26 protein-coding genes and 1 pseudogene are annotated in these 25,980 nt (G+C 32.5%); 4 read left to right on the top strand and 23 right to left on the bottom strand.

Features of this window, described 5'->3' with window-relative positions; all coding sequences use genetic code 11:
* Window positions 1-384: 384 nt before the first annotated feature.
* The 6 genes from BC962_RS15300 to BC962_RS15275 form a co-directional block, all read right to left on the bottom strand.
* Entirely contained in the window at window positions 385-981 is a 597-nt protein-coding gene (locus BC962_RS15300; protein WP_121346907.1) for a GNAT family N-acetyltransferase, read from the bottom strand.
* A gap of 10 nt (window positions 982-991) precedes the next feature.
* Complete coding sequence (locus tag BC962_RS15295; protein WP_220660188.1) at window positions 992-1,801, bottom strand: phosphate ABC transporter ATP-binding protein; 810 nt, start codon at window positions 1,799-1,801, stop codon at window positions 992-994.
* Complete coding sequence (gene pstA, locus BC962_RS15290) at window positions 1,801-2,637, bottom strand: phosphate ABC transporter permease PstA (protein ID WP_245984242.1); 837 nt, start codon at window positions 2,635-2,637, stop codon at window positions 1,801-1,803. Before pstA ends, BC962_RS15295 begins: the two co-directional genes overlap by 1 nt.
* A 4-nt stretch (window positions 2,638-2,641) precedes the next feature.
* The gene (pstC, locus tag BC962_RS15285; RefSeq protein WP_121346899.1) at window positions 2,642-3,514 is read right to left on the bottom strand and encodes a phosphate ABC transporter permease subunit PstC; all 873 of its coding nucleotides are present in this window, start codon (window positions 3,512-3,514) and stop codon (window positions 2,642-2,644) included.
* On the bottom strand, window positions 3,495-4,331 hold the full coding sequence (locus BC962_RS15280) for a phosphate ABC transporter substrate-binding protein (RefSeq protein WP_121346898.1): 837 nt from the start codon (window positions 4,329-4,331) through the stop codon (window positions 3,495-3,497). Before BC962_RS15280 ends, pstC begins: the two co-directional genes overlap by 20 nt.
* 325 nt (window positions 4,332-4,656) lie before the next feature.
* A complete protein-coding gene (locus BC962_RS15275; protein WP_121346897.1) occupies window positions 4,657-5,283 on the bottom strand; it encodes a DEAD/DEAH box helicase in 627 nt (208 codons plus the stop codon).
* Between the two features lie 547 nt (window positions 5,284-5,830).
* Between BC962_RS15275 and BC962_RS15270 the strand changes: the two genes are divergently transcribed.
* Entirely contained in the window at window positions 5,831-6,016 is a 186-nt protein-coding gene (locus tag BC962_RS15270) for a hypothetical protein (protein WP_147405664.1), read from the top strand.
* Window positions 6,017-6,046: 30 nt separating this feature from the next.
* On the opposite strand, the pseudogene BC962_RS15265 reads toward BC962_RS15270, so the two are convergent.
* Both BC962_RS15265 and BC962_RS15260 read right to left on the bottom strand, forming a co-directional pair.
* Window positions 6,047-7,035, bottom strand: a pseudogene (locus tag BC962_RS15265) (FAD:protein FMN transferase).
* A gap of 5 nt (window positions 7,036-7,040) precedes the next feature.
* Window positions 7,041-7,478 carry a thioredoxin family protein gene (locus BC962_RS15260; protein WP_121346894.1) on the bottom strand — a complete coding sequence of 146 codons (438 nt, stop codon included), beginning with the start codon at window positions 7,476-7,478 and terminating at the stop codon, window positions 7,041-7,043.
* A 487-nt stretch (window positions 7,479-7,965) separates the two neighbouring features.
* Between BC962_RS15260 and BC962_RS15255 the strand changes: the two genes are divergently transcribed.
* Window positions 7,966-8,934, top strand: coding sequence for an IS110 family RNA-guided transposase (locus tag BC962_RS15255; RefSeq protein ID WP_121346893.1), 969 nt, complete (start codon window positions 7,966-7,968; stop codon window positions 8,932-8,934).
* An 11-nt stretch (window positions 8,935-8,945) separates the two neighbouring features.
* Here the strand turns inward: BC962_RS15255 and BC962_RS15250 are convergent, their stop codons facing one another.
* Both BC962_RS15250 and BC962_RS15245 read right to left on the bottom strand, forming a co-directional pair.
* Window positions 8,946-10,157 (bottom strand): GAF domain-containing sensor histidine kinase, encoded by a 1,212-nt coding sequence (locus BC962_RS15250; RefSeq protein WP_121346892.1) that lies wholly within the window; start codon window positions 10,155-10,157, stop codon window positions 8,946-8,948.
* Between the two features lie 180 nt (window positions 10,158-10,337).
* Window positions 10,338-11,240, bottom strand: a complete 903-nt coding sequence (locus BC962_RS15245) for a LysR family transcriptional regulator (RefSeq protein WP_121346891.1) — start codon at window positions 11,238-11,240, stop codon at window positions 10,338-10,340.
* 92 nt (window positions 11,241-11,332) lie between these two features.
* Between BC962_RS15245 and BC962_RS15240 the strand changes: the two genes are divergently transcribed.
* The gene (locus BC962_RS15240; RefSeq protein ID WP_121346890.1) at window positions 11,333-11,923 is read left to right on the top strand and encodes an NAD(P)H-dependent oxidoreductase; all 591 of its coding nucleotides are present in this window, start codon (window positions 11,333-11,335) and stop codon (window positions 11,921-11,923) included.
* A 143-nt stretch (window positions 11,924-12,066) separates the two neighbouring features.
* Here the strand turns inward: BC962_RS15240 and BC962_RS15235 are convergent, their stop codons facing one another.
* The 8 genes from BC962_RS15235 to BC962_RS15195 form a co-directional block, all read right to left on the bottom strand.
* Window positions 12,067-12,393, bottom strand: coding sequence for a DMT family transporter (locus BC962_RS15235; RefSeq protein WP_121346889.1), 327 nt, complete (start codon window positions 12,391-12,393; stop codon window positions 12,067-12,069).
* Window positions 12,394-12,575: 182 nt separating this feature from the next.
* Window positions 12,576-13,178, bottom strand: a complete 603-nt coding sequence (locus BC962_RS15230) for a short chain dehydrogenase (protein ID WP_121346905.1) — start codon at window positions 13,176-13,178, stop codon at window positions 12,576-12,578.
* Window positions 13,179-13,512: 334 nt separating this feature from the next.
* Window positions 13,513-13,815 carry an ArsR/SmtB family transcription factor gene (locus BC962_RS15220; RefSeq protein ID WP_121346887.1) on the bottom strand — a complete coding sequence of 101 codons (303 nt, stop codon included), beginning with the start codon at window positions 13,813-13,815 and terminating at the stop codon, window positions 13,513-13,515.
* 243 nt (window positions 13,816-14,058) lie between these two features.
* On the bottom strand, window positions 14,059-14,835 hold the full coding sequence (locus BC962_RS15215; RefSeq protein ID WP_121346886.1) for a type 1 glutamine amidotransferase domain-containing protein: 777 nt from the start codon (window positions 14,833-14,835) through the stop codon (window positions 14,059-14,061).
* Between the two features lie 66 nt (window positions 14,836-14,901).
* Entirely contained in the window at window positions 14,902-15,903 is a 1,002-nt protein-coding gene (locus tag BC962_RS15210) for an NADP-dependent oxidoreductase (protein ID WP_121346885.1), read from the bottom strand.
* Window positions 15,904-15,916: 13 nt separating this feature from the next.
* Window positions 15,917-16,495: a TetR/AcrR family transcriptional regulator gene (locus BC962_RS15205; RefSeq protein WP_121346884.1), complete on the bottom strand. Its 579-nt coding sequence runs from the start codon at window positions 16,493-16,495 to the stop codon at window positions 15,917-15,919.
* A 155-nt stretch (window positions 16,496-16,650) separates the two neighbouring features.
* A complete protein-coding gene (locus BC962_RS15200; protein WP_121346883.1) occupies window positions 16,651-17,700 on the bottom strand; it encodes an L-dopachrome tautomerase-related protein in 1,050 nt (349 codons plus the stop codon).
* 156 nt (window positions 17,701-17,856) lie between these two features.
* Window positions 17,857-18,369 carry a VOC family protein gene (locus BC962_RS15195; protein ID WP_121346882.1) on the bottom strand — a complete coding sequence of 171 codons (513 nt, stop codon included), beginning with the start codon at window positions 18,367-18,369 and terminating at the stop codon, window positions 17,857-17,859.
* Between the two features lie 123 nt (window positions 18,370-18,492).
* Here BC962_RS15195 and BC962_RS15190 point away from each other — a divergent pair, with 123 nt between their 5' ends.
* Window positions 18,493-18,798, top strand: coding sequence for a winged helix-turn-helix transcriptional regulator (locus BC962_RS15190; RefSeq protein WP_121346881.1), 306 nt, complete (start codon window positions 18,493-18,495; stop codon window positions 18,796-18,798).
* A gap of 140 nt (window positions 18,799-18,938) precedes the next feature.
* On the opposite strand, the gene BC962_RS15185 is transcribed toward BC962_RS15190, so the two are convergent.
* From BC962_RS15185 to BC962_RS15165, 5 genes are all read right to left on the bottom strand, one after another.
* Entirely contained in the window at window positions 18,939-20,078 is a 1,140-nt protein-coding gene (locus BC962_RS15185) for a PepSY-associated TM helix domain-containing protein (protein ID WP_121346880.1), read from the bottom strand.
* 60 nt (window positions 20,079-20,138) lie between these two features.
* The gene (locus tag BC962_RS15180) at window positions 20,139-22,562 is read right to left on the bottom strand and encodes a TonB-dependent receptor (protein ID WP_121346879.1); all 2,424 of its coding nucleotides are present in this window, start codon (window positions 22,560-22,562) and stop codon (window positions 20,139-20,141) included.
* A gap of 315 nt (window positions 22,563-22,877) precedes the next feature.
* Window positions 22,878-23,633: a YoaK family protein gene (locus BC962_RS15175; RefSeq protein WP_121346878.1), complete on the bottom strand. Its 756-nt coding sequence runs from the start codon at window positions 23,631-23,633 to the stop codon at window positions 22,878-22,880.
* 35 nt (window positions 23,634-23,668) lie between these two features.
* On the bottom strand, window positions 23,669-24,178 hold the full coding sequence (locus tag BC962_RS15170; RefSeq protein WP_121346877.1) for a DUF3124 domain-containing protein: 510 nt from the start codon (window positions 24,176-24,178) through the stop codon (window positions 23,669-23,671).
* Between the two features lie 320 nt (window positions 24,179-24,498).
* Window positions 24,499-25,968 (bottom strand): potassium/proton antiporter, encoded by a 1,470-nt coding sequence (locus tag BC962_RS15165; protein ID WP_121346876.1) that lies wholly within the window; start codon window positions 25,966-25,968, stop codon window positions 24,499-24,501.
* Window positions 25,969-25,980: the final 12 nt, after the last annotated feature.

Below are 25,980 nucleotides of genomic sequence, written 5' to 3'. Positions count from 1 at the left end.
CCCGTTAGCGCAGATGGTACTGCTGTATTGTGGGAGAGTATGTCGTCGCCTTTTTTTTGAAAAGCACTTATCGTGAGATAGGTGCTTTTTTTGTTTATAATATTCTCAACTAAAACCCTTTCATCTAACGATGGAGGGGTTTTTTTGTGTTTGGTAGTTTGGTATTAAAATGGAGATTGCTGCTGAGAGATCCTAAGAAATGTGTCCTTAAACAATAGATGCTGAATCTTTATGGAACCCGGCCAGGGATTGGAGCAAGCTACCCTGTAGCGCACAAAGCCCGGCACAAGGCGATAGCCGTAGGGGGACGACTAAAAAAATATGAAAAGGAGAAATTAAAACGAATTTTTATTTATAGGAGTGAAATTATGCGATTGGCACAGATTAATGAATGCTACATTTTTCTCTGAGTGCAGCTTTTACTGTTTTAAACCACTCATCCTTTATAATACTTAATATTATACTATCTCTTCGCCCGCCTGGTGCTGCACAATTACTACGGAGAATTCCTTCCTCTTGACAGCCAATACTCTTCATCGCGGCTATACTTTTAACATTTGTAGCATCTGCTCTAAATTCTACACGCTCTAACTTCATTTTTTCAAACACATACTCCAGTAGTAAAAATTTACAATTCTTATTTAATCCAGTACCTTGAAATTCTTTTCCATACCAAGTATAGCCCAATTGGATGGTGCTATGTGTTTTTCTATAGTCGTAAAATCGAGTTGATCCAGCAATTTTGTTAGTGCGTTTATCTAATACTATGAAAGGATATGAGGTTTGTAATTCTTTATCACCCAATGCCACATTAATATAGTTCTTTAGATTCTCTAAACCATCAGCAGGCGTTAATGAATATTTCCATAGTTCTGGTTCATTTAAAGCAAATTCTTCTAAAAGTGAAATGTCTTTCTTTTGAAGGGGTCTTAATATAACCATATCATTCTCTAAATGAATTTCATTTTTAAAAATATTCATAATAAAGTTTTTAGCATTCACAATATTCATCTGTTACATAGGCTTTGGTTTCCGGATTGGAAGGACAAGAAAGCATTTTAGATGCTGGCCCTTGTTCTATCAATTTTCCATCACAAATAAACACTAAATTATCTGCGATCCTTTTAGCTTGCTGAAGATTATGAGTAACAAATATAATTGTATACTTCTTTTTCAGCCTTACCATCATATCTTCAATAGCTCGTGCAGATATTGGATCTAGTGAAGAAGTAGGTTCATCTAATAATATAACTTCTGGCTTTATAGCTAATGTTCTAGCGATACACAAGCGTTGTTGTTGACCTAGGGAAAGGGAAATTGCTTTATCATGTAATCTATGTGCAACCTCCTTCCATAGAGAAACAGCTTTTAAATTTTCTTCAGCAATTTGAAATTTTTCAAGTTTGCTAATTTTTTTAAGATGTGGAATTCCAAAGAGTACATTTTCCTTTATAGATTTCGGGAAAACACAGGGTTTTTGAAATACCATACCAATTTGTGTACGGAGTTGTGCTAAATCTATATTTTTATTATTTATGGAAAGTCCATTGAAAATGATCTCACCTTGTGTACTTATACCGGGAACTTCATCATTTATTCTGTTTATACTTCTTATTAATGTGGATTTACCACTTCCAGAAGGTCCAATAATGCAAGTGATCTCATTTTTTGGAATTGATAGAGTTATATTGTTTAAAATACGACTTTCATTGATCCATATTTGAAGATCTTTAATCTGAATGATTTTATCTTGAGTTTTTTCAACTACAGATAACATAGGTTTTAATGCTTTTTCTGCCATTAGCTTTTTGATATGGATTGATGTCTTAATCTAATGAAAAGTGCTGATATACTGAAAATTATTACAAGCATTACTAAAACTAAACTAGCTCCCCATGCATTTTGTAGTGCTACGGGATTAGTAGCTTGTTGTGCAAGCGCCAAAATATGAGTAGGTAATGTTGAAACTGGCTCTAAAAACGAACTCGGTAATTCTACCCCTGAAAATGCTGTTGCTATGAACATAATAGGAGCGGTTTCCCCAATTGCACGTGCAATTCCAATTAATAATCCTGTGACTGCACCGTGAAAGCCTTGTGGTAAGAGCACCTGTACTATTACCTGCCATTTATTGAGACCGAGAGCTGAAGAACTTTCCCTATAAACTGTAGGAATACTATTTATAGCTTGATAGGTGGAAAGAGTTACAGTTGGAAGGATCATTATAGATAATATAATGGAACCCACGATCCATGAAATACCCATGTTTAATAGATTCACAAAAAATATTAACCCAAAAATACCGAATATTATAGATGGAATACCATTTAAGCTATAGATGAGCGTATTAAGGATCTTATGTAGTATTTCATTCTTTAAATATTCACTTTTATATATAGCGGTTCCTAATGCAATTGGTAAACAAATTAGCGCTGCAAATAAAATTAGAAGTATACTCCCGAAGATTTGATATACGATACCTCCGTCTGCTCCAAAATTGGTTGAAGAATTAGTTAGAAAATCTAAAGAAATTGCAGGTAAACCATTCCATATAATAATTCCGAATAGAAATAGCAGAATCAGGCTGCATATTGTTACCGCTAAACCAATAGAGATATAAAACAATCTATTTTTCATGTTCCTATTCATATAATCTCCCGTTAGATTTTAAAGAATTTTGAGATATAATAGTAAGAATTAGTACTATAATAAATAACAATAAGCCCATAAAGATCATGGCGCTAAAATGTACAGATCCAAAGGAGGTCTCTGCGATCTCTCTTCCTAATTTAGAGGTAATTGTTTGTCCTGGAGATAGCCAGTTATATATTGGATCGGGGATTTTGTCTATACTTCCAATAACAAGCATAACGGCCATTGTTTCTCCTAGAGCTCTTCCAAAAGCTAAAAGTATAGCTCCTTTAAGATCTGGTTTAGCTATAGGAAGTAAGACTTCTTTAATTATTTCGTATTTGTATAATCCAAGTCCTTTGGCCGTTTCCCTGTATTTACTGGGGATATTATTAAAAGCATCATCTGTTAGTGTAATAATGGTTGGAAGTATCATTATAGATAATAAGATTCCCGCAGTTAAAATAGTTCGGCCAGATTGTAAGTCAAAAATATTTTGGATCCAAATGCTGAAAAATGCGATTCCTATTAATCCAAAGATGATAGACGGAATCCCGGCTAAAAGTTCTAATAGTGATTTAACCACAATTCTATATGTAGATGGCAATATTTCACTAGTAAAAATGGCAGTGGCAACTCCCAAAGGTACCGCTATAAGAAGCGCGATAAAGGTCACGACTAAAGTTCCAAATAGCATAGACCAAATTCCAAATTCTCTAGTTGCTGGATTCCAATTGAGATTGAAAAGATCTAAGCCAATTGTAGTTACTGCCTCCCAACTATTTACAAGAAGGATTGAGAAAATTAAAAAAACAATAAAAGCACTAATTAAAGTGCTTCCGTAAACATAATATTTGCCAATATTATTGGTTGATCCCAACATAACCTGCTTCTTCCACTATTATTTGTCCTTCAGAACTCAAAAGATACTCAATAAATTTTTTAACTTCTCCTGTAGGTTCAGCATTGGTTACAATTAAAAGATCTCTATTTATAGGAAATTTGTTATTGATTATATTTTCTAAAGTTGGTTCTATCACAGTCCCGTCCAACATTTTAATATTAAGTCCTTTAACGTCTTCATTCAGCCACGCATTGGAGAGCATTCCTATAGCTGCATCACTTTGCACAATTGCAGTTTGTTCTTCATTATTAGAACCAAGAACTAGGTCTGCACCAGATGCAATTGCTTCTTTATCTCCTAGAATAATTTCCATAAAAACATGTCTGGTTCCCCGGGAAGCTTCCTTGTCTACTACAAGAATCTCTTTATCTGGTCCATTTAAATCTTTCCAATTTTTAATCTCTCCACGATATATTTTAGCAATATTTTCTAAGGTTAGAGTTGTTATTCCAGAATTATATATTTCTGAAGATACCACAGGAACTACAGCGTCCTTTCCTATAGAGATCGTATTGAACGTTACATTAGGATATGCTTTAATTTCCTCTTGAGTAATATCTCTAGAGACCAGCCCAATATTTATTTTTCCTTCTCCTAATTGATTTACTCCAACTCCAGAACCGCCTTCATTCACAATAATGCCAATGTCAGGATTGGTTTTTCTAAATTCTTCTGCCGCAATAGATATAATTGGAAGTACTGTAGTGCTGCCAGCTATATTAATAGCTTGTTTTTTATCGCAGGAATTCAATATAAGAATCACTAATAGTAAAAATAGAGAATAAGAATGCTTCATATTTTGTTCTTGTTATATATTAAAATGGGTTTATCTAATCCCTCATGCAATAATACATGAGGGATTGATTTTATAACAAGATATACGACGAAAAACTATTCTTGGCTTACAAAAAGCATGATATTTTTTAATAATTTATTAAAAACCTTAAAAAAATACTAATAAGAAAACTCGAGTTTAGTTTTTTCAGGAATTGTTAAAATGAAGGAAAGGAAAAAATTAATTTAAAATACAGAACATCACAATATTAAGAACAATAAATTAGGTAATGATCACTCAGTTATTTTTGTCAAAAAATTTAGAGTCTAGAGATGTGATTTAAGAACTATTCAGATGCTTCTTTTACCGTAACTTTTATGGCATTCGTCATCAATGTTTCTTCTAATTTTTCAACTTTCGGACTCATAGTTTCTGTAAATACAAGATATTGACATTTAGTGATACTTTGATAGATTCTATAAATAGCGTTGTTTGCTGTTCTTTTAAGCAGATCATGTGCATCTTCAAGGATAAGCAGTTGTAGCTCTCCTAAATGAATACCTGTGATAGAAAAGAGCTTATTAATTCTACTTGGTGTTGCAATTACAATATCTACTCCGGCATAAATATCATCTTTTTGATGATCTATATTTTGTTCATCATAAGCACAATAAACCCTAAGATCCATATATCTAGTGAACTCCTTAAATTTGAGCTCTAATTCTAAAGCCGATTCTTTATCCTTTACATATATCAATGCTCTAGGAGCATCCATATATGCTTCTGAATTAAGTTTCTGAATGGTACTTATAATCATGGCAGTAGTTTTACCAGCACCTTCAGGAGCGATTCCATAAAAATTTGCACCACTTTTTATTTTTGCTATGCTTTTTTTCTGAAATGGAGTAGGTACTTCTATACCAAGACGTTCAAGAGCTTCTTTTAAAGGTGTATTTAATTTTTTGAATGGCATGCGCTTATATTTTGTAGAAGCTGAAGATAATCCAAACAGCTTTTTAATTTCGGCAAAAGTACAACCAAATTATTGAGTTCGAGGGTATACAGTAAACAAAGCTTGAACTCACATTATTGATTGATTTATTATTAAATAAACCTAAATTATATCCTTATAAGTTTGTATGTATGAAATTTTCATTCAAAATTTGTTAATAACTTCACTTATTAGCAGAAATATAATATTTGTACTTATTGGTTATAGTAATCTAATGGTCTTGTAATAAGGCCTACTATAATTGAAAAACCCGGTTTTTAAAAACTAATTCTGTCTTGCAACACAGAATTTGAAGCTTACAGATTCTGTAACTTATTCACAATTCGCAATAACTTGCACATAGCCTAAATGATAGGTTGTGAACCCTAAATATTTTTTATATATTTGATAATCAGCTATTAACAATTATATTAAGTAGCTGAAAGTCCTCGAATTTACTCTAAATTACCAGATTACACCTACCTATTTTTGTTTGATTGGCTATTTTATGAACCATAAATCAGCAAATATGAAAAATCAATTACTTAGAATTATCGCAGTTGCAGTAGTAGCTTCTTTAGTGATTATTAGTTGGATGAAATCTAGAAGTGAAACTAATGCCGATTATGAGACTAATAAAGTTGAAATTAGAGATTCTCAGGAAGGTTCTTCTTCCCAAGTAAGCTATATTTCTGTAGATGAAGTTAGGAGCTAATATTAATTTTTCTCAACTAAAATCTGAATATCAGATGTTCGTCATTTTGATAAAGGAATGTTGCGTAGTATGAATAGCTCCTTTATCATCTATAATAATACATTCTATTTTTGGTAATTGATTCATTCTATTCAATCCAACCTCAATACCCATTACAAAAATAGAAGTTGCAAGCGCATCTGCTAGTTCCGCTTTGGGAGCAAACACAGTTACACTTATAATTCCAGTAGTAGGATATCCCGTTCTGGGGTCAATAATATGCGAATATTGCTTACCATTAAATGTTACAAATTTCTCGTAATTACCAGAAGTAACTACAGCAGAATTTGTAACAGGCATTAATGCAAAAGCTTTATTTTTATTCATTGGATTGGTGATGGCAACTTTCCATTCTTTTCCATCCGGTTGAAATCCCCAGGTATTCATGTCTCCGGAGGCATTTATAATTCCAGAAACAACCCCTTTTTCTACAAGTAAAGATTTTGCTTTATCTGCGGCATATCCCTTACCAATTGCACCAAAGCCAATTTTCATACCTGATAACTTAAGGAATACACTGGTGTTATATTTATCTAAAATGATATTTTGATAGCCAACTTTAGATACTGAATTTATGATATCATTTTCATCAGGCATATTTGTCATGCTCCCGTCAAATTTCCATATCTTATCCATAGACGCGTAACTAATATCGAAAGCACCATCAGATAATTTAGAGATCTCAATGGATCTCTTAATTAAATCGAATAATTCTTGATCTACTTTTACTGCCTTAATTCCAGCATTTCTATTTATTTCAGAAGTTTGAGAAGCAGGATCCCAAGAAGAGATCAATTTTTCTATTCTGGATATTTCGCCTACCGCAAGATCTATATATTGTTCCCCTTTTTCAGCATCGTTTGCGATCACAGTAATTTCAAAACGACTTCCCATAAGTTTTGGGTCCGTTTATAGGCTTGTTGCCCAAAGCTGGAAAGGGTGAAGAAGAGAATTATAAATAGAAGAGGAAGTCTATTCAAAATAATTAGTTATAAGAGGATAATAATTTTTCAAATTGTACTGGTTCCATATTTTTGTAACCTGTAGAACCTTTTACATCACCATTGGCATTCAATACAACAACGAATGGGAAGTAACCCCTTTTATTATACTTTTCTGCCAGAGCGTTATTTTTCTCTTGTTGTTCTTTTGACAAGGAATTTTTACTTCGTTTTGGAAAATCTGCTTTTAGCATCACGAAATGCTTTTCGGAATATTCCTTAAATTCTGCAGTGCTCCATACTTCACGATCGAGTTTAATACATGGTCCGCACCAGTCTGATCCTTGAAAAACCAAAACAATAGGTTTTTTTTCATTTTTAGCTATTTCTTTAGCTTTAGAAAAATCGGTTTGCCAATCTTGTGCAAAGAGACTACTAAGACCTAGAAGAGTGAAAAGGGATGTAATTAGGAATTTTTTCATAATATAATATTTAAGGACTATCAGCAAATTTTCAATTTTCGAACCAAAGTTGCAACAACTTTAAGTCTAGGCAAATTTATTTAACTACATATAATTAATCTAACGGCTAATTGATATGGATAGTTTTTTGAATGTCACTTTATTTAGTATAATAATATTCTAGTAAATTTTTCTAACTTTTAAATTAGTTAAAATTGATATAGGATAAGAAGAAGATTTAGTTAACCGTAGAAACATTGGATTTCGTCAACATTGATAATCACTTATCTTGTTAAATTTTAATTTAAATAAACTTTTACCAGATCTTCGGGATTAAAAGAAAGATTTAAAAGCAGACTAAATATTGAAATAACCGTAGGAACTCTAGATTCCGTCAACATTGATAATCACTTCTTTTAAATTCTTTTATCCCGAAAACTTTTTAAACAAAACGTTCTTAGACCTATAATCTTATTTAAACTGAAAACTAATTTTTAAAATTAAAATTATGGATGACAGAGTTGAAATTTATGGAGTAGATATTAGCAAGGCCTTTTTTGATGTTGTTGACCAAAATTACCGTCATTTTAAATTCGGCAATAATAAAAATGGGTTTCAAGATTTTGCAGAAAATCTCAATGAAAACAGCTTAGTGGTCATGGAAGCTACAGGTTGTTATCATTATTGTCTTGCTCAATTTTTATATGAAAATAATTTTAAAGTTTCAGTTGTAAATCCACTGTCAATAAAGCGGTTTATTCAGATGAAGCTTTCTAAAGTAAAAACCGATAAAAGTGATGCAAAAGCTATTTATGAATATGCTCAAATAAATAGAGTACCTATATATACAGGGCGAAGTAGCATTCAAGCAAAATGCCTTCAATTATTAAGCTTACAGGATTTTTATGTAAAGCAACGAACGGCAATAAAAAACAAAATTCAGGGGGAGAAAAGCTTAGGGAGTCCATCAGAAGAAGTAGAAATTTCACTTAAAAGAACTTTAAACATATTAAATATAGAAATAAAATTACTTCAAGATCAATTGGAAATATTAGTTAATGAAATTCATAATAAGCAATTGTCACAGTTAATGAGCATTCCAGGTATTGGTATAAAAACTGCTATGCTATTAATTGTGCTCACAGATGGATTTACAAGTTTTGAAAACTCACGACAATTATGTAGTTATGCTGGAATTACACCAACCATCCGACAATCGGGGAGTAGTATTAAGGGAAGAAGCAGGATTAGTAAGTTAGGTAATCCAAAGCTTAGGAATTTATTGTTTTTATGTAGTTTCTCCGCATGCAAGCATAATAAACCATGTAAAGAATTGTATTTACGAATTGTAGCTAAGGGGAAAAGTAAAAAATTGGCTTTGATAGCAGTCTGTAATAAATTACTTAAACAGGCATTTGCTATTGCTAGATCCAATGAAAATTATCAGGAAGATTACTCGGGTAAAATCCTGATTTAACCTTTATTAATTTAAACAATACTAACCACTTTTTTATTAGGCATGCTAAAGGTGAACTTTGTATTATCTTCAATAGATTTCACATTCATATTTCCACCATGAGCTTTTGCTATTTCCGAAGAGATGTACAAACCTAAACCTAATCCAGATTTATTATTAGCAGAGTTAGTGGTGAAGAATGGTTTAAATAAACTTATCATTTTATCTTCTGGAATTCTATCTCCAGAATTGGAAACCATTAAATTGAATTGTCCATTTATTGATGATACTTCTGTAATTATAGGCTTATTAGAAGTGCCATGTTTAATTGCGTTACCTAATAAGTTTGAATATAGCTGGCATATTCTATTATGGTCACAAATCACAGAATCTTTAAGATTTATGTTAAGTTGAATTATTCGATCTGGATCTATAGTTCTAATCTCAGTGATCACTTGATTTAAGGCTTTTTTCAAAGCTTTGTTGTCCTCAGATAATTCTAATATAATTCCATCTCCTAAATGTCCTTTTGCAAAATCTAATAAATTGTCTATCAAACCTTGCATTCTATAAGAAGTTGCTTTAATTGTTCGAGCTTGACGTTTTGCTAATTCTGGTAATTCTAATTGCAATAGTATATCGGCACACATTCTAGTTGTTCCAACAGGATTTCTTAGATCATGCCCTAATATTGCTATAAAAGTTTCTCTTAACTCTGCAATTTGTCTTTCTTCCTTTAAATTGGAACTCAGCTCTTTAATTTCCTCGATGGCATCTAAGTGAAAAGAAATAAGTTGCGTATATAATTCGAACAGCTCTTTTGTTTCCTGATTTTCTAATTTCGCAGGTTCTGGGTCTATGGCGCAGAGAGTTCCAAAAAATCTACCATCTTTTCTAAAAATAGGATAGGAAATATAACTCTTAAACCCATAATGAGCAGGTGTAGGATGATTGCAAAAAATTTCACTCTCAACTGCATTTTCAATAATTACCGGACTATGATGCTGTCTTATTTCGTTACAGATCGTAGTTTCTAGTACTAGTTCATCGCCAGTATTAAGTCCAAAATTAATCTCATCTTGAGACATACAAGTGATCCATTTATCTTCTGTAACTCTGGCAATAGCAGAAAATTTCATTCCCGTAGTCCTACAGATAACATTTAATATAGAGGGAATTGCACCAATTTGGGCGATATTTTCTATATCATTATTAAGATCAGGACTTAAAGTATTTTTGTACATCTAAATGTTTTAATATTTCCAAAGATATTAAATTATTAAAAAACTATTTTTTTATTCCTGCCAAGGATTAGCCTTAATAATACAAATAGGTAGAGTAGGGATATTTGCACCTTGGTTTTGGTAAAAACGCTTTTCAATTAATATTCTTAACAAGGAATTTTATCCTAGAATTCTGTTCTCTTATGACATCTTATTTTTAAAGATATTTTTTATTACCTCGATCTCTTTCTTAAGTTTAAGATCATCTCTCGTTGCAAAATATAAGGTGTTTTCTGTTATAACTTTACCCTCCCAAACTAGTTTTAATTCTCCGGCGTCTATAGCCGATTGGGCTAGAAAGTCTGGAATTGTTGCAAATCCTGTGTTATTTTTTAGACAACGTATAATTGAACTAATGCTAGGAAGAATGTAATTGGGTTTAAAGTCCAGTCTTTTTTTAAAATTTTCAAACCAAAACCCTCTAAAGTGATCCATTTCATTTGAAGCACTATACCAAATATTATCCTTTAATATTTTTTCTAAATCGCTCCATTGTTCAAATTTTAAATATTTATTAATGATATCTAGATTGGTTTTACTACCAGCAACAAGAATGATTTTTTCTTTTGTGAAGGGTTCATAGCGGATTTGAGTTTTTTTTGGATCTTTTTGTTTAGGAGTTATAACTAGATCTAGAATTCCATTATTAAGATCTTTTATTAAATCTGAATGATCACCAAATTTTGCAATAAGATTAAATGGTAAACTGGGAACTTCTGGTTCTACTATTGCTTGAAAGGTTTCTGTACACATTCCAATATTCAATGACGGAATATTTTTCTTAGAAGTTTTTTTGAAATGCTGCTCTGCATTTTCGAGTTTTTCAATTGCGTCAATAATATAGGCATATAATTGTTTCCCATCTTCAGTAGGAACCATTCTCCTTGATGTTCTTTCAAATAGCTTTTTACCAATATAAGCTTCTAATGAATTTAAATGTAAGCTAACTCCCGGTTGCGAAGTATAAAGAACAACAGCAGCTTTGGTTAAGGTTTTGTTTTCATAGATCGCTTTAAAACTTCGATACCATTCTAGATTGACCATAGTATTATAATTATGATGCAAAGGTATAACTTATACTATTTTTATGATAGTTATATGTGACATAAATTTGTGCTTTAATTAAAAATTTTATTATGACAAACATATTTATAATTAATGGAAGTCATCCATTTGCACATTCTTCAGGTAGATTTAATGAAACCTTATTTTTAAATTCTAAATCATATTTTGAATCCTTAGATGCATACTCTGTTAAAACCACACAGGTGGGAAATGATTATGATAAAAAGGAAGAAGTCGAAAAATTTAAGTGGGCAGATATTGTTATTTATCATACTCCAATATGGTGGTTTCAACTTCCTCATGGTTTTAAAAAATATATAGATGAAGTTTTTACTGAAGGTCATCAAAATGGGATTTATAATAGTGATGGAAGAAGTAGAATTAATCCTGCTATAAATTATGGCACTGGAGGCGAGCTTAAAGGAAAAAAATATGTACTTACAACAAGTTGGAATGCTCCAAGGCAAGCTTTTGAATTAGAAGATGAATTTTTTGATCAGAAAAGTGTGGATGAAGGAACTATGTATGGATTTCATAGAATGAACGCTTTTGTAGGTATGAGTCCATTATCAACTATGCATTTTTATGATATGGAGAAAAATGCAGATGTGCCCTTTGAGCTTAAAAATTTTGATATATTTCTTAAGGAAAATTTCACATAAGAATTAATAAGTAGCTAGATCACAACAAATTTCTATGGTACCTAATTTATTAGTAAAATTTAAATACGCTTTGAAACAGCACTTTTTTATTTCAGAATAAGAAAGATTATTATTACACTTATTCTGAAATAAAATGCCGATAATTAATTAGAGACAAACTTTAAACCAACTATAGATGCAATTAAGGTCATTAGAAAAAATAACCTCCAAAAGGTAGCTGGCTCCTTAAAAATAAAGATGCCAACTAATACAGTTCCAACAGCGCCAATTCCCGTCCATACGGCATACGCAGTTCCTATTGGTAATTCTTGGGTGACTTTAACCAGCAAAAGCATACTTATAGATAAACATACTAAAAAGCCAATGTACCAATAGGTTGTCTCAATTCCTGTGGCTTCTTTGGCTTTTCCAAGGCAGGCAGCAAATGCCACTTCAAATAGTCCTGCGACGATCAATAAAATCCAATTCATTTATAGTATGTTTCTTAATATTTAAGATCAATTAATGGTCTTGCTTTTAGTTTGGAATAACAGCCTTTTTGGATAACAACATAATAACTAATTCCAATTGCCAAGTGGTCTATTAATTAAGATCAAAAATATAGTTTTTCATCCAATTTCTTTTGAATTGCTATTATGAAGATTGGATACTTTTAATTGGATATTTTAATGACTTCACCGTTTCCTTTCCCTTTTACACTTCGTACATATCCGTTGATCACTTTGTACATTGGCACTGGATTGTGACCTGGAAAAATGTCCTTATATTTTTCGTAAGCATCCTCTACCATATCAGAAGAAACTACATTCACCCGAATCCCATTTTCTAATTCTAATGCAACTGCTTTTACGAAACTATGAATTCCTCCATTAACCATTGCTGCACTTGTGGTTTGAACAACAGGATCATAAGCTAGAACCCCAGTGGTAAGCGTTACAGAACCATTTGGGTTCAGGTAATTTTGACCAATCCGTACAAGGTTTACTTGCCCCATAAGTTTACTTTTCAATCCGATATAGTAATCCTCCTCAGTTAATTTGTTGAAAAAGTCCCACTTCGCTTCTCCAGCTATGCAAATAATGGCATCTACTTTCCCTGTGTTTTCAAACATTGTTTTTATCGAATTACTGTCGGAAATATCAACATTTACATCGCCTTTACTCCGACCTGCAATTATAACTTCGTTATTCTCTTTAAAATGTGAAACTACTGTTTTTCCAATAGTTCCATTTCCTCCTATAATCAAAATTTTCATTCTATTTATTTTTAAGTTAAACATTGAGTTTTGCTACAATTAATTTTCTTTTTTCTATTCTTATAAATAGTCAGGGTGGCTATAATACTCCATAACAAATTAGTTACAAATGGTGGGATTGCATTGTAGTAATAGCAGTTTATTGCTATTAAAAGTCCCCCGAATAGATTGAGATATTTTCCATACTCCAAGTACTTTTTATTTTCGATAAGGGTAAGGGCATAACCAAGGATTATAAACCCCGAACCGGACCATCCTAAAATATCTATTAAGGTATTCATAGTTTGTTATATTGGAATATGTCGATATGTTTTTATAATTTTTTTTTTATGAATTAGGTTATAAAGTCAGTATATTCTTTGATCACTTTTTCATTCCTTTTTAGATAAGACCACTTTCCATGTCTTGTTAATATTAAAAGACCACATTTTTCCATATTAGTTAAGTAGCTGGAGATAGTGGACTGGGATAATCCTGCTTTTTCATGAATATAAGTTACACAAACCCCATCATTAAAGTGTTTCAATGATTCGTGTGGAGGAAAGTTCTTTTCAGGTTTTTTTAACCATTCCATAATTTGAACTCTGGTTTGGTTAGATAAACATTTACCTATTTCCGTGGCTGTTTTAATATTCATTCAGCTAATATATCTATAATTACCGATATGTAGAAATGTTTTAAAGTAATTTTAATTTTTTTATCATGGCTCAGCATTATTGTCAGCAGAGAAATGGTATTTAAGGACATAGCCTTATTTGAAATGAGAGTTTTTCATTCAACAAGTTCCTCCTTTTTTAACATGTCTATTTTTCATTTATATACTAATAGAAAAAGCCTGTAACTCCAGAGTTACAGGCTTTAAAATATGAGTGCGTGCTATCTATTTAAGTGACTCGAACAAGGTTTCTGCTACTTTATTAGAAGATGCCGGATTTTGTCCGGTAATTAAATTCCCATCCTTAACTACATGTACATTCCAATTAGCTGCCTTGGTATAAATCCCTCCATTTTCCTTTAGAATATCTTCTACTAAGAATGGAACAACCTTGGTTAATTGTACCGCCTCTTCTTCAGTATTTGTAAAACCTGTAACGTTCTTTCCTTTTACAAAGGGCTCACCTTTTTCATTTTTCACATCCTTCAAAACTCCAGGAGCATGACATACAAAAGCGACCGGTTTTTTCTGCTCATTAAAAGTCTCGATCAATGCGATGGAAGTTTTACTTTCAGCAAGATCCCAAAGTGGTCCATGACCTCCCGGATAAAATACGGCATCAAAATCTTCAGCTTTTATACTTTCAAGTTTCACTGTTGTATTAATAAGGTTCTGAGCTGCCTTATCATTATTATAACGCTTGGTAGCTTCAGTTTGACTTGCATCTGCTTTACTTCTAGGATCTATAGGAGCTTTCCCTCCTTTAGGAGAAGCTATAGTTATTTTAACTCCCTTATCAAGTAAATTATAATAGGGTGCAGCAAACTCTTCTACCCAAAATCCCGTTTTTTCGCCGGTATCTCCCAACTCGTCATGAGAGGTTAGAACGAACAAAACCTTCTTTTGATCTTTATTCTGCTGATCGTTATTTTTATTATTCTGGCTGTTTGCTGTTAAAGTGCTTAAACTTAAAGCCAGTACTATTATATGTTTAAATTTCATTTAGGTTCTATTTTTATTATTAATTATTAGAATAGGAGCACTCACTTGTAATGCCATTCTTTATTGTTAAATCTTAACAACCATTTTTCCTTTGTTTTTTCCATCGAAAAGATCTAAAAATGCTTGGGGTATATTGTCAAAACCTTCTACAATAGTTTCAGAATAACTAAGCTTATCTTGATTTAACCATTCTGATAATTGTTTGATTCCTGCTGGATGTTTATCTACATAATCGAAGACCACGAATCCTTGCATAGAAGAACTTTTCTTTATTAAAAAAGGTTGCACGCTAATGCTTTTTGGAAGTTCGGTATCATTATATACAGAGATTGCACCACAATTAATGGTTCTTGAGAACTTATTAATATTAAAAAGAACAGCCTCAGAGATCTCTCCCCCAACATTGTCAAAATATACGTCTACACCATCTGGACATGCTTTTGCGATGGCTTCAGTCATATTTTCGGTAGTGTTGTAATTAATACCTTCATCAAAACCGAATTCAGATTTCAGCATTTCTACCTTTTCATCAGTTCCGGCAATACCCACAACTCGTAGGCCAAGGATTTTCCCAATTTGTCCAACTACACTTCCTACAGCACCGGCAGCACCAGATACAATTAGGGTTTCACCCTTTTTAGGTTTCCCAATTTCCGTTAGTCCTAAATAAGCGGTTAGACCTGTCATTCCCAAAATCCCTAAATAAGCAGAAAGAGGAGCTTTGTCTTGGTCTATTTTTAAAAGACCTTCGCCATTTGCTACTTGAGTTTCTTTCCACTCTAACATTCCAGAAACATAATCTCCTTTACTAAAATTACTGTTCTTAGATTCCAGTACTTCGGCAACAATCCCGGATGCAATTGGTTTGTTTAATTCAAATGGGGGTATATAAGATGGAGCATCGCTCATTCTTCCTCTCAAATAAGGATCTACAGATACATATTTAGATCTTAGTAGAACTTCTCCTTCTCGTAATTCGGAAACTTCAGAAGTCGTAAAGTCAAAATCTGTCAACTCAGGTTTTCCTGCTGGTCTGTGCTTTAAATTAATTGTTTTAGTCGTGCTCATAATTTTATTTTATTTAAATTTTAATACTATTCCATGCCATCTTAAAGGCTTCATCTATATGCTTAGATGATAATTCATAAAGCTCACGCTGTTGCACATTCATTAAAAAAGCCATTGGGTAGATGCTGAATGCATATAACATATAAGGGGAAACATTTTTAATAATCCCTTCATTCTGCCCACGTATCCAGAGATCCAATAATGGCTGCAAATGTTTTAAACCTTCTTTTCTGCTAGCTTCATCTATCATTGGAGTATTATCGCATTGAGATAGAAACATCGCTTCTTCCATATCTTTCAATTTGAATTCTGCAATGTTCTTCCAAATCATTTCAAAACCTTTTTCTACAGATAAGTGTTCCTCATAATCTTTAAATGCAAAATTTGTAAATGAAGCTTTTACTTCAATATAAACCTGATTCACTAAGTCCTGCTTATTTTCGAAATAGAGGTAGATGGTACCAGGAGAAACTTCTGCCATTTTAGCGATCCTAGACATAGGGGCAGCATGAAAACCATTGTTATTTACAAGTTTTATGGTAGCCCTTACCAATGCTTCTCTTTTTTTCTGACTTTTTGAAACTGCGCTCATATTTCTTTATGATTCTGATGCAAAAATATATAAAAATGAACGTTCATTCATTTTTAAAATTAGGTTTAGGTTTTTTTTAACCTTGCATATTAAAGCTTTGCTAAAATCTGAAGCGAGAGGTAATTTTATATGTTAGAATCATTTAGTTGGTTCAACTAATTAAGTATTATTTTATTGATACTAAACTCCATATCTGTGATGGGGCCATTTATCTCATTAATTCGGGAATTGGTATAATAGAGCGCATTTTTATAAATACTGAAGGTATCTGCCCATTTAATCTTTTCTCCTTCTGCAAACGTGTTCATTTTTCCAGAGGAGATATTTAATTTCATTATTTTTTGATTTTCCAGATCTGCAAAATATAGATTACCTTTTGAATCGAAGAGCATTCCATCTGGAGCAGGGGTTTTCTTAATTAATTTCACCTCTTTCTGAATATCTTCTTGGGTGCCATTAATCAACACATCAGTTGGGATAGCATATAGATTATATCCAGTTAGGGAATGATAATACAGCTGATCGTTCTCCAAGTCAAGCGCAATACCATCAGAATGTACGGTGTTGTTCCACTTATTACCTTTAATGATTAAATAATCCTTTTCTGCCAGGGTAGAGTAGTGGTTATCCAATACTCTTTTGGTCGTGCCATCAACCAGATCTAAGACCACCAATCCTGCATGTCCGGAATCTGTGAAATAAGCTTTTCCTTTTTTCTTATCTATTCGCAGATCATTTATATAGGAATCCTGATGGAAACTATCCTCCTGGAAAATATAAGTTCGTTTAAGGATTTGAGTTTCTAGATCGAATACAAATACTCTTGGGTTATCCAAAACGCCTTTAAAAAGCGGGTTACGGGTATCCAGCACATATAATTCATCTTCAGATGCAATTACAGATTGTACCGCTATAAATACTAGGTCCTTCTGCGCTTGGCCGATTTCCCAGGAATTCCAATTTTTATCTGGAAAGGCATGAGAAATTCCATTTTTATCTATTTCTACTACTGAATTAACCACTGCTTTTCTCCATCGCGGAAAATTAACAAAGATTCTTCCTTGATCACTTATGCTTAATCCTGTAACCTGCTGACCTTTAAAAGAAGCAACTCCTTCTATTTTATCATCTGAGATAGTTGGAGAATTTACAGATTTGCAGCCAATAAGTGTTGTTATGGTTAAAATTAATAATATTCTTTTCATAGTATTTCGACTAAGTAAATTAAAACTGATATCCTCTATTTTGTGGTTACAAGAAATGAATTTAGCACCCCAAAAACATTGGCGTTAAGCCTAATTTAACGCTATTAAAAAAACCTTGCTTTAAGTTAAAACAAGGTTTTTTTATTGATTGAGATCCTATTCTGTATAAGCTCCAGAAGAGTAGGTTAGCTCATAACTATGGGTATAGATTTCAAATACAATTCCAAACGGATCTTGCACATAACACATTTTATATGGTTTATCTTTTGGATAATATTCTCTAATTGGCATTCTCTGTTTACCTCCATAAGAAACTACCTTTTCAACCAAAGCTTCAATATTAGGATCTTGGACACAAAAGTGAAATAAGCCTGTATTAAATGGGTTAAATTCCGGAGCTTCCTTGATCCCATGTGGGAAAGAAAATAATTCAATTCCAGTTCCATCTGAGGTTGATAAATGGGCAATTTCAAATTCTTCCCAGTCTTCACCAAAAACATCAATACACATCTGTCCAATGGCGGTTTCTTTTTCTTTCTTTACAGTGGAAGGTTCCATAATTATATACCAGCCCATTACTTCTGAATAAAATTTCACAGCATCTTGTATGTTGGGAACTGTAATTCCTATATGGGAAAATGATTTTGGATAATTTTCTTTTGATTTCATATTAATCTATTTTTTATAGTGCAAATTACGGGTATATTTGCCTCTTAAACAATAAGTTACCTAAAAGTGATATAGGTAACTAAAAGAGTGAAATGTTGATAATGAGTTATTTATAATTTAAATATGGGTGAAGTTTATTGTCCGCTTAATCTTACTATGAATCTAATAGGTACAAAATGGAGGCCTTTGGTTTTATTTCACCTCTTGGAAGGCTCACTTCGTTCTGGGATATTACAGAAAAAGGTTCCTAATATTTCAAATAAGATGTTCACTCAAACCGTGAGGGAATTGGAAAAAGATGGTCTTGTTAGCAGAAAAGTGTTTCCGGTTGTACCTCCAAAAGTTGAATATGAACTAACAATTAAAGGAAAATCTTTGGAAAAAATATTGAGAAGTTTGGATACTTGGGGAAGGGAGTTATCCAATTAATCAGACTAGATTTTTTGTGACATTTTTTATAAGCTTATTCTTTAATATTGAACAAAAAAACAGCAGTTAAGAACAAACCTACGTTTTACTCCTAACTGCTATTATCAAAACCCTTTAACCGAGAAATTGAATATTCCTCTTTAAACCTTAAGCTTTTTTAAAGTTTTTTTCCTTTTGTAATTCCGCCCATACCACAATAATATTCCTGATACCGGTAAAGTTGCAGTTAACAAACTAACCAAGAAAGCAATAATTTTCCCTGCAATTCCTCCAATTGCCCCGATATGTATATCATAATTCATTCGTAATATTTTGTCGGCTACATTTGCATTCTCATATTTTCCATAAACACTTGGTGTTTCTATCTCCTCCAAGGTGTTTTGATCGAAAAATCTAAAGTCAGAATCATAGTATAATCCTTTGCTATTAGAGACTTCTATGTAAATACTCTCATCTTTTGAGTGGGGGTAATGCAATTCAAAACTTTCTGCTTCCGGTTCCTCGTTCATCAATTTCACAATTAAGTGATCCATTGGGATTGTTTCATTATTTACGAGGGTTTCACTTGTGTTTTCAGGAATAATAAATTCAGTTTCTTTTTCTCCACCTGTGGATTTATATACCACATATTTTAGCCAGTTGTATGACATAATAGATCCGGTAAAAGCAAGAATTAAAGCCAGAGAACATATGTAAAATCCTATTACGGTATGTAAATCGAAGTTTTTTCGTTTCCAACGTGTCGTTTTTTTCCAATCGAATTGTAAACGTTGCTTTAAGTTTTTACGCTTTTTAGGGATCCATAAAAAGAAGCCTGAAATAATGATTATAATGAAAATTAAAATGGACACACCTACAACCTGTTCTCCAATTTCATTTGGTAACCATAAGTGCATGTGTCCGTCTAGAATAAATGCAAAGAAACCAGTAAAATGGTTATCTACTTGAATAACTCCACCAGTATAAGGATTAAGAAAAACGCTTTGATAAAATTCAGGTTCGGCATCATAAAAGATCACTTCTATTGCATCATCTGCCTTTTTAAAAACAGTTCCGTGAACAGTATTATTCGGAAATACTTCTTTAGCAATTTCTTTAGCCTTGGTTGGTGTAAGAATGGACTCATTTTGTGGTGCCACTTTTTTATAATCATCGTAGAGACTTTCAATTTCTTCTCTAAAAGACCAACAGCATCCTGTTATAGCGACAATAAATACAACTAGACCAGTAGTAAGACCTAGAATTTTATGTAATTGAAATATGATTTTTTTAAATGTCATTGTTAGTAATTTTAAAAGAGCAACCCTTTTTTAGAGGTTTGCTCTTTCTATTTTGGCTATTTAAAATTGGTAAGAAATATTTGCTACAACTGCTCGCGGCATTTGTGGATTAATTGTAGACCAACCTTTGTAATATTCTTTGTTGAAGGCATTATTTAATTTTAAACCAATCCTATATTTATCTGCTTGATAGAAAACGGAGGCATTTGCAATGGTATAACTAGGCAACATAAATTCTCCGGTAGATTCATAATTTATTGCAAGTCGTTCACTTGCACCATTAAATCCAAAGCCAAGTCCAAAACCTTCTAAACCTCCATCTTGAAACTCATAATTCGCCCAAAAGTTATATAATGTTTCCGGCCCTGCTTCAAGAGGTCTTCGGTTTAAGATCTCAGTATTGTCAGATTTTATTGTTTCACTATCATTGTTACTATATCCAGCTCTAATATCTAATCCATTAATTGGGTTTGCATTTATTTCAATCTCGAAACCTTTACTTACAACTTCCCCACCTTGAATTTTATTAAATGGTGATGATGGATCTGTAATAACTCTGTCTTTAACTTTAATATCGTAATAGCTTATGGTAGCATTTAATCTATTGTTGAAAAGATTTGTTTTTACCCCAAATTCTAATTGATTGGCTTGTTCCGGGTCAAAAGATTGTAATGTTTGGGGGCCATCCTCCGGGTTACCAACTAACTGAGGCGCAACGTTTGTAAAGCCATTTTGATAGTTTCCAAATACAGATAATCTATCTTTTATAGGCTGATAAACCATTCCGAATTTAGGAGACAAGGTAGTTTGATGATAATCATCATCAGGATTTGTTACATCCCCTTCATTATCAAAATTATCTAAACGAAGCCCTACCATAGCTGAAAGATTTTCTGTGATGTTAATAACGTCTGAGGCATAAAGGCTATAAATATGGTACTTAGACTTAACATTACTAACACCTTGTGAGGCTAATACTGCATCTACTCCTGAAGTTGAAAGAGGATATGCATCCATTTCAACCTCTGCCGTAAAAGGATTGTCTCCGTTATCACCACCATCTGGAGTGATATTTCCGTAAAAAGCGTATCCTGTACCGTTATTTGTTTGGGTTTCATTGAAATAGTCTAATCCTATCACCATTCTATTTCTTAAGGATGCTATTTTAAAATCACCGGTAAAGTTTTGCTGAAGATCTGTAGTCTGGGTATTGGCATTCTGTTTATTGATGAAACGTGAAAATGTATTGTTCCCTAAAATTCCGTAATCAAATAAATATGAATAATATCCTTTGGTTGAAGTCGAGCTTCTAGAGATCAAAGTTTGCGATTGCCAGGTGTCAGACAATTTGTAATCCATTTCAACTTTATAATTCTGAGTTGGGTTTTCCAATGTTAGGTCATTACTTGTAAACGATAGTTTGTTGTTGTAGCCCAATTCGTCAAGATTTGCTGCTTCCGTGGGCGCGCTTCTGTTCAAAAATAAAAAGGTGGGATTTGTTTGTTCTGCCTGAGTAATTTCTCCGTAAAAAGAGAAAGACAACTTGTTATTTACTTTATAAGACAAGGAAGGAGCAACAAAAAATGATTTTCTGAAACCCGCATCCTGAAAGCTTTGCTCTGTACTGTAGGCTGTATTTAATCTGAAATATAAATCGTCCTTTTTACTTAAGGCGGTATTAAAATCTCCCACTATTTGATTGAGACCATAGGATCCAGAAGTGAAAGATAATTCTCCACCGGTTCCTATATAGGGTTTTTTGGTAACCACGTTAATTAGCCCACCATAGGAGCTCACTGCATTTCCAAACAATGTAGCTGAAGGGCCTTTTAAAACTTCAATACGCTCAATATTAGCAGGATTGATAGTTCCGTTTGTTAAACCTGGAAGCCCGTTAACCAATTGTGGTTGTACAGAAAACCCCCGTAGGGAATAATATCCGGCACCATCTCCTCCACGACCTGTAGAAGCCCACAATTTCTCAACTCCGGTTGCATTTTTTAGCGCATCATCAAAATTGGTTACAACCTGAGACTTTAGAAGCTCATTGGTTATGGTACTATATACCTGTGTGTTTTCAATATCTTGAAGAGATAATTTAGAAACATATGCTGTTTTTTTCCTTGAAAATTTATTTCTACGTTCACCTTCAATAACTACTTCCCCTAAAATCTCGTTCCCTTCGTAAAGAACAATGGTATTTATGTTTTTGGTTTCGCTTTTAGAAATGGAGACTGTAATCTCTTTGGATTTATAGCCTAATGATGAGATTACAAGAATGTAATCGCCAGGTTCGATATTATTGATCTTAAATTCTCCAGCTTCGTTAGTTTGAGTTCCCATATTAGAATCTTTTATAAGAACATTCACACCTAGTAATGGATTTTTATTATTATCTGTTATAGATCCGGTAAGCGCTGCAGTTTGAGAAAAGGCTATGTTAGATAGTAAGAATATTGCTAAAAGAGATATTAAATTTTTCATTCTTTTTATTTGGACTTAATATAAATAATAATTTTCTGCAAATATATTTATGTTAATTGGTTGCAGCAAACTATTTATAATAAATCTAAATAAGAATTTTTATTGGCTTGAAAATGTGACAACAAGAACTTCCAATTTTGTTTCCTAAGAGTATTACATTCAAATTTTAATGCATATTTTTATAATATAATTCTGAAAAACCTAATTATTTTTAGGTAAAAGATCAGGTTAGGGGAGAAAGCAATTTGATTTAATAATATTTAGCAGAGTGAATAATTGATAAGGTTTAAAAGTGGAATTTGTCCTATATCTTATCTAATTAATTACTGTCTGGTGCTTTTTTCTAGGGTAATATTTCCTCTTAGTTTTTATAATTCTATATCTCAAATCGTCATAAAATAAGCTTATAAATAAAATTAGAGCTGCAAAAAGTAGCGTATTCAATCCTAAATTGAATCTGGAAAAAAGAAGTCCGCCAAACAAGCCACCCAAAAAGAAGAAAGAAATAATGTAGCTTCTAAGTTTAATATTTGCTTTAAGTTGTTCTTTTTCAATTAGGGATTTCGGAAAAAATAAATGAGAAATATCAATGCCTAAATCTGTAAATAAACCTGTTAAATGTGTTGTTCTTACTACAGCATTCGAGATTTTTGTTACAAAGGAATTTTGAAGCCCCATGGCAAAAAGCAATAAACATACAATTAAATTTGGCGATTCTATTTTTATAAAATTACTTAAGAAACCTATAGATATTAAAATTGCGCATTCAATAATTGTGGGAAGAAGGAAAACATTGAGTTGTTTATTTTTTTTATACTTCTCTATTAAAAAACTTGAGAAAAAGGAACCAAAGAGAAAAGAAAAAATGAAAAGAAAATATATAGTGCCTTTCCAAAATTTAAAATTAGCAACATCATAAATAAAAAGTGCGAAGTGTCCTGTAACATTCGTTGTTAATTGCTGGAAAGAAAGAAAACCTGTAACATTTACAATTCCAGCCACAAAAGACAATACCGTAGCAATGCGTAGATTATGTTTTAAAGTTCTGCTTTTGCCTTGATGTCTAAACATTCACGATACTTAATGCTAATTCTTAATTGGAACAATTATTTTACCCGAACCCCTTGAGTTATAAAAGATAATCCTTGCTGGCCCATGGTAGAATTCATTATTCCTTCAAATAAAGGCTCAGAGCAATTTTTCGGGATTTTCCATTCAAATATAAAATTGGATCCAGTTCCTCCAATTGTATCTACTTCATCTATAATTATTTCTGCGGTTTCCAATGGGGCTAGATATATTGGTTTTTCGAAATAGTTGCGCACAGATTTTCCATGTGTATCAAAATATTCAGCTTTTAAAATATAGATGGTATCTAAATCACTGGTGTTTCTTAAGCTAACCATTGCAATTAGATTATGTGTTTTATGTTCAGAGATACTATAAATCTGTGAGTAGATGGAAAGATAGGACTTGCCAAATTCAAGCGAATCTTTTTCATTTAGGTTTGCTGTTCTTTTGGACCAATTCTCCGGATTTATAGAACTCATTTCCTTTTGTTCGTTGCAAGAGAAAAATATTAGGATAAATAATATTAGTAAAGATATTTTTTTCATTTCAAGTCAATATTTTCATGGACTAATAACTGCTGGGTTAATTTAAGTAATGTAGATGATGAAGTGATGTATTGTCTAAAATATCACTTTTCAATGGAATAGCCACTAAATATAGGTAAGCCTAATTCATTAATTTATTTTCCTCTATCAAGCAATAAAGGAATTTTAGTTAGGTCTCAATATATTTAAATGGGTATTGAGTGGTGATATAGATAAATGAAATGGAGGAAGAGTGTTGTTCTTATATATTAGTGTCCAATAAAATCCTTAACACAAGAATTAGAAATATGCTAAAAGCTGAAATCGAAAACTTAGACTTGTTATAATTTATTCGCTTTCAGGCTTTTGTTTACCTCATCAAAAATTTCTGGTCTATCTGCAAGTACAATTAAAGTATCTTGAGATTCAATTTTTGTAAGTCCGTTTGGTATTATATAACTGTCATCTCTTTTTATCATTGCTATTATGGCATTTTTAGGAAAACCTAATTCTACTATTTTCTTATCTACAGCAAAACAATCTGATGTTATTAAAAGCTCTTTCATTTCTGCTTTCGGATTTTCAGCCAATAGTAAATCGGTTGCAGTTAATTTCTTTGCTTTTTCTGGTAAACCTACATTCAACCATTTTGCCACAATAGAAAGTGTAGTCCCTTGAATTAATATGGATGTTACCGAAATAAAAAACACGATGTTGAATATCATATTTGCTTTGTCTATTCCTGCCAATAGTGGATACGTAGCAAACACAATAGGGACGGCACCACGTAATCCAACCCAAGAGATATAAAACCTTCTTCTAAGCTTCATTTTAAAGAACATAAGACTTATAAACACACCAATAGGTCTAGCAATTACAATTAGAAATAAGGAAATAAGTAGTCCTATTCCTAAATATGGAATAATTTCAGTTGGAAAAACAAGTAAACCTAAAGTGAGGAAGAGCACAATTTGCATGAGCCAAGCCAAACCATCGAACATTTTCAAAATGGTTTTCTTGTGTATAAGGTCTTGATTACCCAAGTAAACAGCACAAATATAAATAGCTAAAAATCCGTTGCCGCCTACAAAATCTGTGGCAGAGAAGGTTATAAACATTAAGGCGATAACCAAAACGGGATAAAGCCCTTCAAAATCTAGTTTAATTTTGTTAATAATATATTTACTAAGCATTCCGAAGGCAATTCCTGCAGCACCACCGAGGATCATTTGTTGTAAAAACAAAGGAACTATGGAGATAAAACTTTGATCTTGATGAATCACTAAGGTTAGAAATGCAATAGTTAATACATATGCCATTGGATCATTACTTCCGCTTTCCAGTTCTAAAGTTGGTCTCAGGTTGCTTTTTAATGCAAGACTTTTTGAACGTAAAATAGAAAATACCGCTGCAGCATCTGTTGAAGAAACGATAGAACCTAATAACAAACTTTCATAAATAGTAAAATCAGTAACTAACCATACAAAAGTACCTAGGGAAACGGCGGTTAGTAAAACGCCTAAAGTAGATAAGGCAATTCCTTCCCAAAGTATGGGTTTTACTGATGTCCAGTTGGTGTCTAGCCCTCCAGAAAACAGTATAAAATTAAGCGAAACTATTCCAATAAACTGAGCGAGTTTTGGATCATCAAAACGAATTCCTCCTATCCCATCAGATCCCGCTAACATTCCAATTGCCAAAAACAACAATAAGGTGGGAACGCCAAATTTATAAGAAGTCTTACCGGCAAAAATACTTATAAGAAGTAATAAAGAGCCAACCAATAATATGTTTTCAATCGTTAAATTCATTTCTTATGACTC

It is taken from the genome of Gillisia mitskevichiae (assembly GCF_003634585.1).
GTDB lineage: Bacteria > Bacteroidota > Bacteroidia > Flavobacteriales > Flavobacteriaceae > Gillisia > Gillisia mitskevichiae.
This window is presented reverse-complemented; position numbering and strand designations above follow the sequence as displayed.

What these genes read in the sequence shown, in the direction of transcription:
- BC962_RS15300 (WP_121346907.1), bottom strand. Translation starts at nt 981, where the DNA reads ATGAATATTTTTAAAAATGAAATTCATTTAGAGAATGATATGGTTATA.
- BC962_RS15295 (WP_220660188.1), bottom strand. Translation starts at nt 1,801, where the DNA reads ATGGCAGAAAAAGCATTAAAACCTATGTTATCTGTAGTTGAAAAAACT.
- pstA (WP_245984242.1), bottom strand. Translation starts at nt 2,637, where the DNA reads ATGAAAAATAGATTGTTTTATATCTCTATTGGTTTAGCGGTAACAATA.
- pstC (WP_121346899.1), bottom strand. Translation starts at nt 3,514, where the DNA reads ATGTTGGGATCAACCAATAATATTGGCAAATATTATGTTTACGGAAGC.
- BC962_RS15280 (WP_121346898.1), bottom strand. Translation starts at nt 4,331, where the DNA reads ATGAAGCATTCTTATTCTCTATTTTTACTATTAGTGATTCTTATATTG.
- BC962_RS15275 (WP_121346897.1), bottom strand. Translation starts at nt 5,283, where the DNA reads ATGCCATTCAAAAAATTAAATACACCTTTAAAAGAAGCTCTTGAACGT.
- BC962_RS15270 (WP_147405664.1), top strand. Translation starts at nt 5,831, where the DNA reads ATGAAAAATCAATTACTTAGAATTATCGCAGTTGCAGTAGTAGCTTCT.
- BC962_RS15260 (WP_121346894.1), bottom strand. Translation starts at nt 7,478, where the DNA reads ATGAAAAAATTCCTAATTACATCCCTTTTCACTCTTCTAGGTCTTAGT.
- BC962_RS15255 (WP_121346893.1), top strand. Translation starts at nt 7,966, where the DNA reads ATGGATGACAGAGTTGAAATTTATGGAGTAGATATTAGCAAGGCCTTT.
- BC962_RS15250 (WP_121346892.1), bottom strand. Translation starts at nt 10,157, where the DNA reads ATGTACAAAAATACTTTAAGTCCTGATCTTAATAATGATATAGAAAAT.
- BC962_RS15245 (WP_121346891.1), bottom strand. Translation starts at nt 11,240, where the DNA reads ATGGTCAATCTAGAATGGTATCGAAGTTTTAAAGCGATCTATGAAAAC.
- BC962_RS15240 (WP_121346890.1), top strand. Translation starts at nt 11,333, where the DNA reads ATGACAAACATATTTATAATTAATGGAAGTCATCCATTTGCACATTCT.
- BC962_RS15235 (WP_121346889.1), bottom strand. Translation starts at nt 12,393, where the DNA reads ATGAATTGGATTTTATTGATCGTCGCAGGACTATTTGAAGTGGCATTT.
- BC962_RS15230 (WP_121346905.1), bottom strand. Translation starts at nt 13,178, where the DNA reads ATGAAAATTTTGATTATAGGAGGAAATGGAACTATTGGAAAAACAGTA.
- BC962_RS15220 (WP_121346887.1), bottom strand. Translation starts at nt 13,815, where the DNA reads ATGAATATTAAAACAGCCACGGAAATAGGTAAATGTTTATCTAACCAA.
- BC962_RS15215 (WP_121346886.1), bottom strand. Translation starts at nt 14,835, where the DNA reads ATGAAATTTAAACATATAATAGTACTGGCTTTAAGTTTAAGCACTTTA.
- BC962_RS15210 (WP_121346885.1), bottom strand. Translation starts at nt 15,903, where the DNA reads ATGAGCACGACTAAAACAATTAATTTAAAGCACAGACCAGCAGGAAAA.
- BC962_RS15205 (WP_121346884.1), bottom strand. Translation starts at nt 16,495, where the DNA reads ATGAGCGCAGTTTCAAAAAGTCAGAAAAAAAGAGAAGCATTGGTAAGG.
- BC962_RS15200 (WP_121346883.1), bottom strand. Translation starts at nt 17,700, where the DNA reads ATGAAAAGAATATTATTAATTTTAACCATAACAACACTTATTGGCTGC.
- BC962_RS15195 (WP_121346882.1), bottom strand. Translation starts at nt 18,369, where the DNA reads ATGAAATCAAAAGAAAATTATCCAAAATCATTTTCCCATATAGGAATT.
- BC962_RS15190 (WP_121346881.1), top strand. Translation starts at nt 18,493, where the DNA reads ATGGGTGAAGTTTATTGTCCGCTTAATCTTACTATGAATCTAATAGGT.
- BC962_RS15185 (WP_121346880.1), bottom strand. Translation starts at nt 20,078, where the DNA reads ATGACATTTAAAAAAATCATATTTCAATTACATAAAATTCTAGGTCTT.
- BC962_RS15180 (WP_121346879.1), bottom strand. Translation starts at nt 22,562, where the DNA reads ATGAAAAATTTAATATCTCTTTTAGCAATATTCTTACTATCTAACATA.
- BC962_RS15175 (WP_121346878.1), bottom strand. Translation starts at nt 23,633, where the DNA reads ATGTTTAGACATCAAGGCAAAAGCAGAACTTTAAAACATAATCTACGC.
- BC962_RS15170 (WP_121346877.1), bottom strand. Translation starts at nt 24,178, where the DNA reads ATGAAAAAAATATCTTTACTAATATTATTTATCCTAATATTTTTCTCT.
- BC962_RS15165 (WP_121346876.1), bottom strand. Translation starts at nt 25,968, where the DNA reads ATGAATTTAACGATTGAAAACATATTATTGGTTGGCTCTTTATTACTT.